This is a genomic window from Arthrobacter sp. zg-Y238 (assembly GCF_024385525.1).
GTDB lineage: Bacteria > Actinomycetota > Actinomycetes > Actinomycetales > Micrococcaceae > Arthrobacter_B > Arthrobacter_B jinronghuae.
In genome coordinates this window covers 1-14,712 of the sequence record NZ_JANFLU010000003.1, presented here as the reverse complement: position 1 = coordinate 14,712, position 14,712 = coordinate 1, and the positions used below count along the sequence as shown (strand labels likewise).

Below are 14,712 nucleotides of genomic sequence, written 5' to 3'. Positions count from 1 at the left end.
TAGTGTGCGGTACGTCCCATGCAACGCCGCAGGGGACGCTTACGACGAGGTGGAGGCACAGTACCGATGCCAAAGGACGCAAGATACTGGGGGCATACCCGGAAAGGGGCACGGGCTGCTGCCGGCGTTGCTCTCGCCCTGGGTGCGACTCTCCTGACCGGCTGCGGAACCGATGAGGGCGCAGCACCCACATTGACCTGGTACATCAACCCGGATGCGGGCGGGCAGGCAGAACTCGCGAAGCAGTGCAGCGACGCCTCGGGGGGTGCCTACACCATCGAGACCTCCCTGCTGCCAAACGATGCCGCCTCCCAGCGCGAACAGCTGGCCCGGCGCCTCGCGGCCGGGGACAAAAGCATGGACATCATGAGCCTGGATCCACCCAACGTCCCCGAGTACGCGGAACCGGGATACCTGGCACCTGTACCGGACGACGTAGCGGAGCGGACCACCGAGGGTGTGCTGGAAGGCGCCCTCGCTGGAGCAAAGTGGAAAGACGAAGTGGTGGCCGTTCCCTTCTGGGCCAACACGCAGATCCTCTGGTACCGCAAATCCGTTGCGCAGGCCGCAGGTCTTGACATGACCCAGCCGGTAACCTGGGACGACATAATTGCCGCGGCCGAGAGCCAGGACAAATACATCGGCGTCCAGGGCGCCCGGGCCGAGTCCATGACGGTGTGGGTGAACGCACTGGTGGCGTCGGCCGGCGGTGAAATTGTGCAGAACCCTGACGCATCGGCGGATGAACTCAAGCTAGGACTCGACTCCGACGCCGGAAAGCAGGCGGCGGACGTTGTCTCCACGATCGGCAAGGAAGGCCTGGGCGGTCCCGGACTGCCCACACAGACGGAAAACACCTCCATGATCCAGTTCCAGGGTGACCAGGGATCGTTCATGGTCAACTATCCCTTCGTCTGGCCGGCCACCAACGCGTCGGTCGAGGAAGGCGCCCTGCCTGAGTCCCTCATCGAGGACATCGGCTGGGCTCTTTACCCGGCCATGAACGAGGGCGAGGATACTGCTCCCCCGCTGGGCGGCATCAACCTCGGAGTGGGCTCCAACAGCCAGCACCCTGATCTGGCGTTCCAGGCCATCGAATGCATCGTCTCGCCCGAGAACCAGGCGCAGTACTTCACCACCAACGGCAACCCGCCGTCGAACGAAGAGGCCTACAACGCACCGGGGATCGAAGAGACATTCCCGATGGCCCCGGTCATCCGGGACTCGCTGGAACTGGCCGTGCCGCGGCCGCAGACCCCGTACTACAACGAGATCTCCACGGGCATCCAGCAGACCTGGACTCCGCCGAGCGAGGTCAACCCCGACACCACCCCGGCCGAGAGCCAGGAATTCATTCTGGAAGTCCTTAGAGGGGAGAAACTGCTGTGAGCACTTCCGTCGAAGCGGTCCGGGAAGCCCCGGCCAAGCCCGCCCCGTCCAAACAACCCCTCAGTGACCGCGCCAAAGCGGAGCGGCGGCTCGGTTTCTGGCTCGCCGGGCCCGCCTTCATCATCATGCTGGCGGTCACCGCCTATCCGATCCTTCTGGCGCTCTGGGAATCGCTGTTCAAGTACCGTTTGACCGCTCCGGCGGACCGGGAGTTCGTGGGACTGGGCAATTACGCCACCATCCTTTCGGACGGACTGTTCTGGCGGGACCTGGGTGTCACGGTGCTGATCACGGTCATCACCGTCGTCATTGAGCTGATCCTCGGCTTTGCCCTGGCCCTGGTGATGAACAGCGCACTGAAGGCCGTCCGCGGGTGGCTGCGCACCGCGATCCTCGTGCCGTACGGCATCATCACCGTGGTTTCCGCCTTCGCCTGGTTCTATGCCTTCGACATCAACTCCGGGTACATCAACAGCTGGTTCAACTGGGTGCCCGGGATCGATTCGGACCTGAACTGGTTTGCCGACACCTGGACGGCTCTCTCCGTCATCATGGCCTCGGAAATCTGGAAGACCACCCCGTTCATCTCCCTGCTGCTGCTCGCGGGCCTGGCCCAGGTTCCCGGGGAGCTGACGGAAGCGGCAGAGGTGGACGGCGCTTCCTGGTGGCAGCGGATGTCCAAGGTGATCATCCCCAACATGAAGGCCGCCATCATGGTCGCCGTCCTGTTCCGGGCACTGGACGCCTTCCGCATCTTCGACAACGTGTACATCATGACCAACGGCGCGTACGGCACCGAGGTGCTGTCGCTGCTGGCCTACCGAACCTCGATTACCCGCCTGGAAATCGGCATGGGCTCGGCCGTTTCGGTCCTGCTGTTCATCTGCGTCATCATCATCTGCTTCATTGCCATCAAGCTGTTCAAAGTGGACCTTTCCGGTGCTCGAGGGGGTAAATAAGTGAAGTCCTCACCTGCCAAACGGCGGACCGTTTGGACCATTGTTTCGATACTGGTCGTCCTCTACGCACTGTTCCCGGTGGCGTCGATCCTGGCGACTTCGTTCAAGCTGCCCAGCGACCTGACGTCCGGGACCTTCCTCCCGACCAACTGGTCTTGGAGCAACTACGAGCAGATCCTGGTCGGCGACGCGCAGGGCCTGTTCCTGAGCAGCCTGCGCAACTCCATCGGCATCTGCCTGATCGCCACGTTCATCGCGGTCATCCTGGCCACCCTCTGCGCCTATGCCATCGCCCGCCTGGACTTCCCGGGCAAGAAACTGGTGCTGACCACGGCTCTGGGTGTCTCGATCTTCCCGGTGATCTCCATCGTGACCCCGCTGTTCAACCTGTGGCGCAACATCGGTCTTTATGACACCTGGCCCGGCCTCATCATCCCCTACCTGTCCCTGACGCTGCCGATCTCCATCTGGACCCTGGCAGCCTTCTTCCGGCAGATCCCGTGGGAGTTGGAGCAGGCAGCCCAGGTGGACGGGGCCACCACGTGGCAGGCGTTCCGCAAGGCCATTGTTCCGCTCGCTGCACCGGGCGTCTTCACGACCGCGATCATTGCGTTCTTCATCGCCTGGAATGACTTCGTGTACGGCATTTCGCTGACCTCCACCGAGGCGGCGCGGCCGGTTCCGGCAGCCCTGGCGTTCTTCACCGGCGCTTCACAGTTCGAGGAGCCCACCGGCGCCATTTCCGCCGCGGCGATCATCGTCACCATTCCCGTAGTTGTCCTGGTGCTCGCGTTCCAGCGCCAAATCGTCTCCGGCCTAACCCAGGGCGCCGTCAAGGGCTAGTTCCCCTCGGCACCCGGACTGAAGAAAAGGATCCCTAACCATGGCATCTATTACCCTTAACCACCTCGTCAAGAAATACGGCGACGGTTTCCCGGCCGTCAACGATGTCAGCCTGGATATTGCCGACGGAGAGTTCATCATCCTGGTGGGCCCCTCCGGCTGCGGCAAGTCGACACTGCTGCGCATGATCGTGGGCCTCGAGGACATTACCTCCGGTGATCTGCTGATCAACGGAGAGCGCGTCAATGACAAGGCACCCCGCGACCGCAACCTGGCCATGGTGTTCCAGAACTACGCGCTCTACCCGCACCTCACGGTCTACGAGAACATCGCGTTCCCGCTGCGGCTGAACAAGGGCAAGTACAACGACGAGCAGGTCCGCAAGCTCGTGACCGACGCAGCAACCACGCTTGAACTGACGGACCACCTGGACCGGAAACCGGCCAACCTCTCCGGCGGCCAGCGGCAGCGGGTGGCCATGGGCCGTGCCATCGTCCGGCAAGCCGATGCCTTCCTCTTTGATGAGCCGCTCTCCAACCTGGACGCCAAACTGCGCGGCCAGATGCGTGCCGAGATTGCGCAGATGCAGCGCCGTCTAGGCACCACCAGCGTTTACGTCACCCACGACCAGACCGAGGCCATGACGCTGGGAGACCGGGTAGCAGTGCTGAAGAAGGGCATCCTGCAGCAGGTCGCTTCCCCGCGCGAGCTCTACGAACAGCCCATCAACCTTTTCGTGGCCGGCTTCATCGGTTCCCCGTCCATGAACTTCCTGCCGGCAACGCTGGAGAACGGAGTGCTGAAGACCGCCGTCGGCGACCTCCGCATTCCCGAGGAAAAGGCAGCGAAGGCCGCCGGCAGGCAGGTTGTCCTGGTGGGCATCCGTCCCGAGTTCTTCGAGGATGCTTCCCTGGTGGAGGAACACAAGCTGCAGCACGGCTCCACGTTCACGGCACCGATCACGCACACGGAGTGGCTGGGCAACGAACAGTACGGCTACATCCACTTCGATCCCACTCCCGAGGTCCGTGAGCTGCTGAACAACCTCGCGCGGGACATGGATGCCGACGAACTGCGCCCGCAGGTGGTGGTTACGCTCGACGCCGCCAGCCGGATCCGCGGCGGCCGCGACGCCGAACTGTGGCTGGACACCCGCAAGGTGCACCTCTTCGACCCCGAGACCGGCGAGAACCTGACCCGCGATGCGGCTGCCGGTGCGGAGCTGACGGAGGAAGCCAACGCCCACCGTGCCGAGGAGATCGCCGCTGCCCACGAGTCGGTCCCAGCGGCCGCTTCCTAGCCGCCCTGTCAGGGACACAGGTGCCCGGCCGGGGCACCTGACACGAAGGCCGGAGCGGGAAACCGATCCGGCCTTCGTCCGTCCGGGCAGGTAACGTAAGAGCAGTGCAGGGAACATCACCGGTAATCAAGGCAGTAGCCGCCTGGCTGCTTGCCCTCATGCTCACCATCGCGGCCGCCGTCGTCGTGATCTACTTCGTTAACACCAAGGCGTACGGCCCCGAGAAGCAAGTCGATAGCTATCTGCAGAAGCTGGCCGACGGCGAGGGCGAACAGGCGCTGGGGATGCTCAACGCGCAGGTCCCCGAGGCAAACGCCGCACTGCTGGACGGCGATGCGCTCCGTGCCTCCGTGAAGGGGCAGCAGGTGCGCGAAATCGGTGACGCCGAGGAGATCGGCGGGAACCGCGTCGAGGTTGCGGTGGACTACGCCTACGGCGAGGCCGAGGGAACCACCAGGTTCGTGCTGGAGAACACCGGCAAACGCTGGCTCTTCTTTGACACCTGGGACTTCGTGCCGGCCACGCTGCCGACCGTGCAGGTCACCGCCCCGGCACTGCGGGAAGCGACCCTCAACGGTGTCCGGGTAACACTCCCGGACGGTGCCAATACGTTCGCTGCCTTCCCTGCCTCGCGGGTGGCGGCCTCCTATGAGAGCCAGTACCTGGCCGCAGCGGAGCGGGAGATCCTGGTGTCCGACGACGGCGAGCCGCAGCTCACCCTCGTGCCGGAGGCAACCAAGGAACTGGTTTCCAAGATTGATGCCGGTATCCGCGAGTTCCTCGACGGCTGCACGGCCGCTGACCGTCTGGCGCCTCCGGGCTGCCCGTTCTACCATCTCACCAACAACCGGGTGGACCAGCCGATCAGGTGGAGCATCACCGACTACCCGGACGTTGAACTCACGCAGGCTGAGGGCGCCTGGGTGCTCAGCCCGTTGAGCGGCACAGCGCAGGTCACGGCCACCCAGGTGGATCTCTTCAGCGGCGACAAGAGCCCGCTGGTGGCCGACGAGCCCTTCACGTTCAATGCCTCCCTCCGGGTGGACGGGGAAAACGTGACGCTGAGCCCGCAGGTCGACTAGCAGCTCCTGAACAAAGCGCAGGCGGCGGCATGGAAATCCATGCCGCCGCCTGCGTCGTTAAGCAGATCCAGTCCGGGCAGCCCGGTCCGTGAAGACCGGTGCTCAGTCCAGTCCGCGCAGGTCCAGGACCAGCTCGGACTCACCTCCGGCCTGCAGCACTACCGGAATGCCCCAGTCCTGCTGGTACATGTGGCAGGCCGCGTGGTCAGGGATCTCCCCGCCCGGCTCGCCGTCGCAGGCCGCAGCACGGGCGGTGATGTGGAGTACTCCCTCCGTCACTGTGTCTGAAAGCACGAGTTCACGGGTCAGGCCCGTAGCCGTGCCGCCGCCGGAAACAAGCAGCCCCTCCGGGGAGGCGGAGATCTTCAGCTGCGTGGGATCACCCCAGCGGTCATCCAGCTTCTGGCCCTTGGGCGCGGCGAAGCGCACCGTCAGCGACATTGGGCCGGCTTCCACGGCGGTCTTCGGGCGCTGCGTCTGCCGGGCGCCTTCATCCACGGACTGGGCTTCCTTCGGAATGGGCAGGCGGACCAGCTGGTGCCGGTTGGACTCGACCACAATCAACAGCGGTTCGGCGGCACTGTTGTCCACCAGCACGTCCGAAGGCTCGGAGAGTCCGCGGGCAAGGGTGGAGACGGTGCCCGTCACCGGATCGTAGCGCCGCACCGCGCCGTTGTAGGTGTCCGCAACCGCCACGGAACCATCCGGCAGCACCGCTACACCCAGCGGGTGCTGCAGCCGGGCCACAGAGGCGTCACCGTCGCGGAAGCCAAAGTCGAACAGGCCGGTGCCGACGGCGGTTTCCACTTGGACGCTTCCGCCGGTGCCGTCCAGGTTCAGCCTGCGCAGCGCGGATGTTTCGGAATCGGCGACCCAGAGGTTGCCGTCGCCGTCTTCGGCAAGGCCGGAGGACTGGGCAAACCAGGCAGCGGAGGCTCCGCCGTCGAGCAGGCCTTCCAGTCCCGTGCCGGCCAGGACGGCTACGGCCCCGGTCACCGGATCGAAACTGAAGATCTGGTGGGTGCCGGCCATCGCGATGACCAGCCGCTGCAGCTTCGAGGACCAGACCAGGTCCCACGGCGAGGACAGCGAAATGTTGAGCGGGTCGGCGCCCAGCAGATCGGAGGAATCGGAGGGGGCGCTGTCCCCGGCGGCTTCACCGGACCCGGCGGATGCGGCACCCGCCTTCGTCTGGTTCCCGGCGTCCAGCAGCCGCTGCACTCCGTTGCCGGCGATGGTCTGAACGGCACCCGTAGCGAGGTTCACCGAGCGCAGGCGGTGGTTGACCGTGTCCGCCACAACGACGTCGTACCCTGCCTTTTCCGCCACGTCGGCAGGCAGCAGGGCCACACCCTGGGGTTCGTTGAAGCGGGCGGTCCCGGCATCGCCGTCCTGCCAGCCCTTGGTGCCGTCGCCGATGGTCCGGCGGACGCCCGCCAGGTCCGCATCCAGCTCCACGAGGCGGTGGTGGCCCGTATCGGCGACCAGGAAGGTCCCGCCGGGCAGGGCGGTCACCTTTCCCGGGAACCGCAGGTCTCCGGCGGTGGGTTCTGCCGGGACGTAGGGGCCGTCGCCGCGGTGCAGCGTCCCCTTGGCCTCGTGTTCCTCCACGAGCTCCGCCACAAGCGATTCCAAGCCCGCTGCGTGTCCTTCACCGGACAGGTGCGCCACGATGTACCCGTCGGGGTCCAGGACCACCAGGGTGGGCCAGGCGCGGGCAGTGTAGGCCTGCCAGGTGAGCAGCTCCGGGTCATCCAGCACGGGGTGGTGGATTTCGTAGCGCTCCACCGCTGCGGCCAGGGCCACCGGGTCCGCTTCGTGCTCGAACTTCGGGGAATGGACTCCCACCGTGACCAGCACGTCGGAGAACTTTTCCTCGAGGGGCCGAAGCTCGTCCAGCACGTGCAGGCAGTTGATGCAGCAGAAAGTCCAGAAATCCAGCAACACGATCTTGCCGCGGAGATCCTCCAGGTTCAGCTGCCGGCCGCCGGTGTTCAGCCAGTTGCGGCCCTCGAGCTCCGAGGCCCGCACCCGGTATCCGGCGCGCACGGTTTCAGTCATTAACGATCTCCTTGATCCGGGGTCCCGGCATCACGCTGTGCCAGGTTTGCAAACATGTTGTTGTAAGCAGTCAAATCGGCGTCATTATTCCGCTCTGCTGCGCGGTCCAGCCGCTTGGTTTCCCTGGCATCGCTCTTGGACCACTGATAAGCCACCCCGATGGCCACGAACAGGGTCGGGATTTCACCGATGCCCCACATCAATGACCCGCCCAGCTGCTGGTCCGCCAGGGCAGACAGTCCCCATTCCCGGCCCATGTTCCCGAAGTAGGAAGCCTGGATCAGTGCCGTACCGCCCATCACCGCCACTCCGAAGAAGGCGTGGAAGGCCATGGTGGCGAGCAGGATCACCAGGCGCAGCGGGTACGGCGCACGGCCGGGCAGCGGATCAATCCCGATCATCGTCAGGATGAAGATGTAGCCGGTCAGCAGGAAGTGCACCACCATCAGCTCGTGCCCCACGTGCTCCCGCAGGGCCAGGCCGAAGAGGTCCGAATAGTAGAAGACCACGATGGAGCCGGCAAAGTTCACAGCGGCCACAACCGGGTTGGTGATGATCTTCGAGAAGCGTGAATGCACCCCGATGAGGATCCATTCCCGGATCCCGCGGGTACCGTCGGTGCGGGGCGTCAGTGCCTTGAGTGCAAGGGTGACGGGTGCACCGAGCACGAGGAACAGCGGCACCACCATGGTCAGGGCCATGTGCGCCAGCATGTGCGTGCTGAACAGGACCATGCCGTAAACCTGCGGTGCGCCACAGGTGATGTAGCCGAGGGCCAGCAGGCCAACCAGCCAGCAGGCCGTACGCCGGACCGGCCATTTGTCTCCACGCTGGCGGAGCCGTACCGCGCCGATGAGATAGGACGTGGCCAGGGTCAGGATGACAGCCACCCAGAGCCAGTCCGGCCGCCACTCGGTGAGGTAGCGTTCCGGGGTCAGCTCCGGCGGCAGGTCATAGCCGGTGAGGATACGGGCCGGTGATGCATCCTGGGGTAGCTCTTCGGAGCGCGGCGGCGCGGTGCGGCCCAGGGCCACAGCCACGCCGGACACGGCGCCCATGACGGCCAGTTCCACGGCAATGAGCTGCCAGAGCACCCGTTGGGCGGACAGCCCGCCGTTGGGGGCTGCGGTTCCGGCCGGAACCGGGGTGCGGGACGGGCGGGAACCGGCGAGACGCGGAATGATCCAGTTGCGGTGCATCAACCCCAGGATGCCCAGAAGCAGCGTGAGCCCGGCTTTGGTGAGCACGAGGCCGCCCCACGGCGTCCCCAGCTGGTCCAGCGAATTGATCCGCAGGGACGCATTGACGACGCCGGAGAGGAACACCAGCGCGAAGGCGAAGCCCGCGAGGGCGGAGAACCGCGCCAGTACTACGCCGGTGATGGAGCCGAGCTGCCGGGATACCACGGCCAGGACGATGATTCCGCCGATCCACAGGCATACGCCCAGCAGATGCAGTCCAATCGAGTTCACCGCCGCGGCATGATCGTCTCCGCCGGCGGAATGCCCGATCAGGGCAGTGGGGAGCAGAGCGCCGACGGCGAGGACCAACGTGAAGGCCAGCATGCCGAGGGACCGCACCCCGAAGGACAGCGCGGTGACGACGGCGGCGATGATGCTCACTGCCAGCCAGGCCCGTCCGGTGGAAAAGTCGGTCAGGAAGGACGCCAGGCCCGCCGTGTAGGTGGAGTCTGCGCTGAGCGGCAGCCCGGATACATCGGAGTAGGTGAACACCATGACGGCCAGTGCGGAGAGGGTCCACGCGACCGCGGCGACCGAGGTCAGAGTCAGTGCACGGGTGAACGCCGGATGCTCGGGTTCAGCCGGTGCCGGCCGGCCGGACGCGTTTTTTCGTACGCGTCGAAAGTTGAGGCTCTTGGGCAGGATCGTCACGGCAAAAACCAGCGAGCCGATGACGGCAGCCATGGAAATATTCTGCACGGCCTTCGCTGCGGGGAGTGCCCAGCGGGTCAGCGATCCGGGGTCTCCCAGCTGCGACGCTCCGGCGGCACCGGTGAAAAGCATGGCCGCTGCCAGGGCGATGAAGACGAGGGCGCCTGCAGCTGCAAGCCAGCCGGTGCGCACGGCGGGAACAGCACTGCCGTTCTGCCCTGCTGAGCTAGGGTCGCCCCCGTTGCCGTGCTGCGGAAGCCGCGAACTGCCGGTGGGGCGGTCGGTCTGGGTTTTGACGGATTTTGGCACAGTACCCATTCTCTACCCGCTGTAAAAATAGGGCCAATCATTGTTGCCGCTATCACGGGTTTACAGCCGGTGTGCCGCAGCAATATTCGGCTGCGCTCCCGGGTCTGCGCTTAAAAACACGGGAGGGCCGGCATCTCCGCGATGCCGGCCCTCTCAAATGCTGCGGCAGGTGGCCGCTACGTTCTGCTACTTCTTGGTGGAAACGGCAGCCTTCAGCTTGGAGCCGGCGGTCAGCTTGACGCTGTGGCCTGCCGGGATCTGAATGGTTTCGCCGGTCTGCGGGTTGCGGCCCGTACGTGCAGCGCGGTCGGTGCGCTCAACTGCCAGCCAACCCGGGATGGTGATCTTCTCGCCCTTGGCAACGGAATCTACGAAGATGTCGAAGACGGCATCCAGCACGCCGTTGACTGCGGTCTGGCTGTTGCCGGACTTTTCTGCAACTGCGGCAACAAGTTCACTGCGGTTCATAGCCAATTTATGTCCTCCTGGACTGTGGGTAACTCGAGCGGATCGCGGATGCGAAACCGCCGCTGTTCGAAAACTTACCAGCTTGGACCCCCAACTCCGGCAAAAACCCCTGCATTTAGCGGATTTTTCCCGATAATCGGGCCGAAAAGTGGCTTTTTGCCCTCAAAGACCAGTCAACTCGCTTGGAAGCTGGTCTCGTGATACGCGGTTGCCTTTGGCACGTTGGACTGGGTCCCGGCACCCCCTGAATCCGGGGCGGGAGTCGATCTGCTGGCGCGTGGCGCCGGTTCAATCACCCGGCGGGGATGGTCACCCGCTGGCCCTCCTACGGGCCTCGCCGCTGGTCTTGGTTCTCCGCCGCTGCTGCCCCGGACCCCCGCCGCAGGCCAGAGGACGGCACCGGATGTCCTGGGCGTAATGGGCGTCTGTTGTGCGGCCTCTGAACCCGGATGCTCCCGGCGCCGTCGACGCCGGACCAGGCCGCGCGGCACAGCTAGCAAGGCTTGGTGGGGATGTCAGCAGGCCGCCGATGTACACATAACGGGCCTATCCGGTCCCACCCCTCACCGGATGTACAGATAACGGGCCTAACCGGCGCCCGTAACCCCTTTATCTGTACTACCAGTGTCCGAGCACCGGCGTTGTACAGATAACGGGCTTATCCGGTCCGGCCCCGCATCCGTTGTACAGATAACGGGCTTATCCGGCGCCCGTAACCCCTTTATCTGTACTACCCGTGGCCGAGCACCGGCTGTACAGATAACGGGCCTAACCGGCGCCCACCCCTTCCCGGATGTACAGATAACGGGCCTAACCAGCACCCATAACCCCTTTATCTGCACTACCAGTGGCCGAGCACCGGCGTAGTACAGATAACGGGCCTAACCGGCGCCCATAACCCCTTTATCTGTACTACCAGTGTCCGAGCACCGGCGTTGTACAGATAACGGGCCTATCCGGTCCGACCCCGCACCCGATGTACAGATAACGGGCCTAACCGGCGCCCATAACCCCGTTATCTGCACACTCGATCGAGTCGCACCCATGCTCGGACGGGATTGAGAGGTACCTCAGCACGGAATCTCGGCACGGAATCCCGGCCGGTGGGGCCGGACCGTGGACGTGATCGCTCCCGGAACAGCAGCACCAGCGGTGGAGTCCCTGCTCGGCACGTCCCTCCAGCGACGGATTCGGGGTCCTTGCTGCACTAAATGTTCACAGTGCAGTAGATGCCGCCTGAGCGGGGCATGGAGCGCATGAGCTGTGCAGTAGGCGCTGACTCCGCATGAGCCCTTCCCTTCGCCCCCGGCCAAAGACCGGACCGCAGCCGCAGCCGCTTCATCGCCGACAAGGCAAGCCAGGCCAGGCCGCAAACAGCAAGAAGGACGGCCCCACAAGGGACCGTCCTTCTTGAAGCGGTAGGCAGTGCTTACCAGCTGGACTTCTTGATACCCGGCAGTTCGCCTGCGTGGGCCATGTTGCGGAAACGCACACGCGAGATACCGAACTTCTGGAGGGTACCGCGGGGGCGACCGTCAATCTGGTCACGGTTGCGAAGGCGGACCGGGGAAGCGTTGCGCGGAAGCTTCTGCAGGCCGAGGCGTGCAGCTTCGCGGGCTTCGTCGGTAGCGTTAGCGTCGACCAGAGTCTTCTTCAGTTCGAGGCGCTTGGCAGCGTAGCGCTCAACAATAACCTTGCGCTGCTCGTTGCGGGCAATCTTGGACTTCTTTGCCATTCTTAGCGCTCCTCACGGAAATCGACGTGCTGGCGGATCTTGGGATCGTACTTCTTGAGAACCATACGATCCGGATCGTTGCGACGGTTCTTGCGAGTTACGTAGGTGTAGCCGGTGCCCGCAGTGGACTTCAGCTTGATGATCGGACGTACGTCCTTGTCCTTAGCCACTACAGCTTCACACCCTTCGCGATCAGGTCGGTAACAACAGCGTCGATGCCGCGGATGTCAATCGTCTTGATGCCGCGTGCAGAAACCTGCAGCGTCACGTTGCGACGCAGGGACGGAACCCAGTAGCGCTTCTTCTGAATATTCGGGTCGAACCGACGCTTGTTGCGGCGGTGCGAGTGCGAAATGCTGTGACCAAAGCCGGGGATGGCTCCGGTTACCTGGCAGTAAGCTGCCATGATCTCTCCTCCAGTTGTAGTAAATATGACGGTCCTCAAAAAACAGACACAAGGCGGAAGCGCCTAAGCACCTGCCATAAAGAGCGTCCCGCCACCAGTTTTGACACCGTTATTACTGCGACTTTCCGGAGGTTAACCTGGCGGGGTGAGATCCAGCCGAAGTGCCTCGCCGCGGGGAAGACGGTGAAGTTCAGGCAGCCGAACGGGGAACCCGGCTCGACAGCCTTCAATTCTAGGTTTATACGGGTGGCCGTGCAAATACTCCCCTGCCCGCGCGAAGCGGAACAGGTTAACACACACACGACTTAACGCCTCTCTATCCTAGGGCCAACGGGCGTTTCGTTCAAACTCGGAGGTACCTGCGTGCCGGGTATCACGACGACGGCGCGTCCGCCTTTGAATCGCGCCCCACCACTGCCACGCCGTTTTCGGGATCCAGCTCCGCGCCGTCCAGTTTCCGCCCACCGCCGATCACCGTTGTGGAGTCCACGATCAGGTTTGCGATCCGCGCTCCGGACCGGACCACCACGCCGTCCAGCAGCACGCAGGAATCCACTTCGGCACCGGCCTCCACCACTGCACCGGCGCTGAGAACGCTGCGGCGTACGCTGCCTTCAACCCGGGCGCCGGGAGACAGCAGGCTGTCCGTGGCCACACCGTTCGGCCCGACATAGGCCGGCAGCCGCCGCGGGCTGGCGGAGAGGATGGGCCACTGCGGATCATCGAAGTCCAGGCCGTTGCCTTCGATCAGGTCCAGGTGCGCCTGGTGGTAGCTGCGCGGGGTGCCCATGTCCCGCCAGTATCCCGGCAGGCGGTATTCCACTACTTTTTCCTGCTCCACCAGGTAGGGAATCAGTTGGTCCCCGTAGTCCTCGAGCTGGCCGTCACGCTGCACCAGGGTTTCCAGTGCATTCAGGAGCACATCTGTGTCGTAGAGGAAGATCTCCGCCGCCACCAGGTCCGTCTTCGGGTTCCGGGGCTTGTACTCGAATCCGGTCACCAGCCCGTTGGTGACCTCGACCACCCCGTGGTCACCCGGGTTGTTGTTGATTTTCGTGGTGACCAGGGTGAGGGCGGCCCCGTTCTCCTGATGGGCCTCGACAACGTCGCGGTAGTCCAGGCGGTAGAGATGGTCCGCGCTGAGCACCAGCACGAGGTCCGGATCAAATTCGCGGATGTAATCCACCTGGCGGTACAGGGCGTCCGCGTTGCCCTGGGCGAAGCCTTCGCCGTCGCCGCCTTGGAAGGGCGGAAGCACCCGCAGCCCGCCCTGGGTGCGGTCAAGGTCCCAGGGCCGTCCGCTGACCAGCTGGTCATTGAGGGACTGGGGCTTGTACTGCTCCACAATCCAGACATCGCCGAAGCCGCTGTTATGCAGGTTGGAAAGGGAGATGTCGATGAGGTTGTAGGACCCGGCCACCGGAATGGCCGGTTTCGCTCGGTGGTCCGTCAAGCTGCCCAACCGTCCGCCGGCACCGCCGGCGAGGATTACGGTCAGGATTCGGGGTACGCGCATGCTGTGGTGCCTCTCATCGTGCCGTGGATATCGTGCGTTAGCTCGGTGTTAACCACGCTAACAAGGACAGGCACTCGGGCAACAAGTTGACTTTGGCGCTACGGTGCCTGGCTGGGCCCGAGAATGCCATTGCCGGGGTCCAGCCGGGCGAGTATTTTCTTCCCAACGCGTTCCAGATCGGCAACATCTTCGTCGGAGAGGCCGTCAAAAACCGCCTTCCGGACGGATTCCACATGTTCCGGTGCGAGTCCCTCAAGGGCGGCCATGCCTTCGTCCGTGAGGGCCGCCGTCGTCACCCGGGCATCCGCAGGCGAGGGGGTCCGAGTCATCCAGCCGCGCTGCTCGAGTTTCTTGACCACGTGGGAGAGCCGGGAGAGCGATGCGTTGGAGCGCGCCGCCAGCTCACTCATCGGCAGGGCCCTGCCTTCGGCCTCGGAGACCATGGCCAGGACGTGGTAATCGAAGAGGGTGATCCGCGCGCGGCGGAACAGATCGGCGTCGAGCGCGGCCGGGAGGAGGCCCGATACGGCGTACAGCGCCAGCCAGGCCTGCCGCTCCTGGGCGTTCAGCCAGCGGGGGGCGCTCTCAGTCATCCCGGGATTCCTCTCGTTTAAAGCTTTACGTTTCAATGATCGCAGGGTTGGGCCCGCACTCCAACAGGTGCCAAACGGCAGGAGCCGGGGGGGGGGGGGGGGGGGGGGGCCGCCCCCGCCGCGGGGGGGGCGGGGGGGGTTGGGGGGGCGGGGTGGGGC

Annotated in this window: 13 protein-coding genes; 5 read left to right on the top strand and 8 right to left on the bottom strand. The window is 64.6% G+C overall.

The features are described 5' to 3' along the window. Positions 1–66 precede the first annotated feature (66 nt). The 5 genes from NNX38_RS03510 to NNX38_RS03490 all read left to right on the top strand — a co-directional run bounded on the left by NNX38_RS03510 (position 67) and on the right by NNX38_RS03490 (position 5,573). Positions 67–1,389, top strand: a complete 1,323-nt coding sequence (locus tag NNX38_RS03510) for an extracellular solute-binding protein (protein ID WP_255796778.1) — start codon at positions 67–69, stop codon at positions 1,387–1,389. Then, positions 1,386–2,348 (top strand): carbohydrate ABC transporter permease, encoded by a 963-nt coding sequence (locus NNX38_RS03505; protein WP_255796777.1) that lies wholly within the window; start codon positions 1,386–1,388, stop codon positions 2,346–2,348. The genes NNX38_RS03510 and NNX38_RS03505 overlap by 4 nt, the downstream gene beginning before the upstream one ends. Further along, positions 2,349–3,191: a carbohydrate ABC transporter permease gene (locus tag NNX38_RS03500; RefSeq protein ID WP_255796776.1), complete on the top strand. Its 843-nt coding sequence runs from the start codon at positions 2,349–2,351 to the stop codon at positions 3,189–3,191. Positions 3,192–3,231: 40 nt separating this feature from the next. After that, positions 3,232–4,491 carry an ABC transporter ATP-binding protein gene (locus NNX38_RS03495; protein ID WP_255796775.1) on the top strand — a complete coding sequence of 420 codons (1,260 nt, stop codon included), beginning with the start codon at positions 3,232–3,234 and terminating at the stop codon, positions 4,489–4,491. 104 nt (positions 4,492–4,595) lie between these two features. Continuing rightward, the gene (locus NNX38_RS03490; protein WP_255796774.1) at positions 4,596–5,573 is read left to right on the top strand and encodes a hypothetical protein; all 978 of its coding nucleotides are present in this window, start codon (positions 4,596–4,598) and stop codon (positions 5,571–5,573) included. 102 nt (positions 5,574–5,675) lie between these two features. Here NNX38_RS03490 and NNX38_RS03485 read toward each other — a convergent pair whose 3' ends face one another. From NNX38_RS03485 to NNX38_RS03450, 8 genes are all read right to left on the bottom strand, one after another. Next, complete coding sequence (locus tag NNX38_RS03485; RefSeq protein WP_255796773.1) at positions 5,676–7,634, bottom strand: NHL domain-containing thioredoxin family protein; 1,959 nt, start codon at positions 7,632–7,634, stop codon at positions 5,676–5,678. Further along, the gene (locus NNX38_RS03480; RefSeq protein WP_370646358.1) at positions 7,634–9,835 is read right to left on the bottom strand and encodes a cytochrome c oxidase assembly protein; all 2,202 of its coding nucleotides are present in this window, start codon (positions 9,833–9,835) and stop codon (positions 7,634–7,636) included. Before NNX38_RS03480 ends, NNX38_RS03485 begins: the two co-directional genes overlap by 1 nt. Positions 9,836–10,021: 186 nt before the next feature. Further along, positions 10,022–10,309, bottom strand: a complete 288-nt coding sequence (locus tag NNX38_RS03475) for an HU family DNA-binding protein (RefSeq protein ID WP_269440137.1) — start codon at positions 10,307–10,309, stop codon at positions 10,022–10,024. Positions 10,310–11,732: 1,423 nt separating this feature from the next. Further along, positions 11,733–12,038, bottom strand: a complete 306-nt coding sequence (gene rpsN / locus NNX38_RS03470; RefSeq protein WP_227919276.1) for a 30S ribosomal protein S14 — start codon at positions 12,036–12,038, stop codon at positions 11,733–11,735. A 2-nt stretch (positions 12,039–12,040) separates the two neighbouring features. Beyond that, entirely contained in the window at positions 12,041–12,208 is a 168-nt protein-coding gene (gene rpmG, locus NNX38_RS03465) for a 50S ribosomal protein L33 (RefSeq protein WP_227919278.1), read from the bottom strand. Continuing rightward, positions 12,208–12,444 carry a 50S ribosomal protein L28 gene (gene rpmB, locus NNX38_RS03460; RefSeq protein WP_146360594.1) on the bottom strand — a complete coding sequence of 79 codons (237 nt, stop codon included), beginning with the start codon at positions 12,442–12,444 and terminating at the stop codon, positions 12,208–12,210. The genes rpmG and rpmB overlap by 1 nt, the downstream gene beginning before the upstream one ends. Before the next feature lie 373 nt (positions 12,445–12,817). Further along, positions 12,818–13,960, bottom strand: coding sequence for a glucose-1-phosphate adenylyltransferase family protein (locus NNX38_RS03455; RefSeq protein ID WP_255796771.1), 1,143 nt, complete (start codon positions 13,958–13,960; stop codon positions 12,818–12,820). A 98-nt stretch (positions 13,961–14,058) separates the two neighbouring features. Further along, positions 14,059–14,553: a MarR family winged helix-turn-helix transcriptional regulator gene (locus NNX38_RS03450; RefSeq protein ID WP_255796770.1), complete on the bottom strand. Its 495-nt coding sequence runs from the start codon at positions 14,551–14,553 to the stop codon at positions 14,059–14,061. Between the last annotated feature and the right edge of the window lie 159 nt (positions 14,554–14,712).

Coding starts and splice junctions, on each gene's coding strand:
- NNX38_RS03510 (WP_255796778.1), top strand. CDS start 67: ATGCCAAAGGACGCAAGATACTGGGGGCATACCCGGAAAGGGGCACGG.
- NNX38_RS03495 (WP_255796775.1), top strand. CDS start 3,232: ATGGCATCTATTACCCTTAACCACCTCGTCAAGAAATACGGCGACGGT.
- NNX38_RS03485 (WP_255796773.1), bottom strand. CDS start 7,634: ATGACTGAAACCGTGCGCGCCGGATACCGGGTGCGGGCCTCGGAGCTC.
- rpsN (WP_227919276.1), bottom strand. CDS start 12,038: ATGGCAAAGAAGTCCAAGATTGCCCGCAACGAGCAGCGCAAGGTTATT.
- rpmB (WP_146360594.1), bottom strand. CDS start 12,444: ATGGCAGCTTACTGCCAGGTAACCGGAGCCATCCCCGGCTTTGGTCAC.
- NNX38_RS03455 (WP_255796771.1), bottom strand. CDS start 13,960: ATGCGCGTACCCCGAATCCTGACCGTAATCCTCGCCGGCGGTGCCGGC.
- NNX38_RS03450 (WP_255796770.1), bottom strand. CDS start 14,553: ATGACTGAGAGCGCCCCCCGCTGGCTGAACGCCCAGGAGCGGCAGGCC.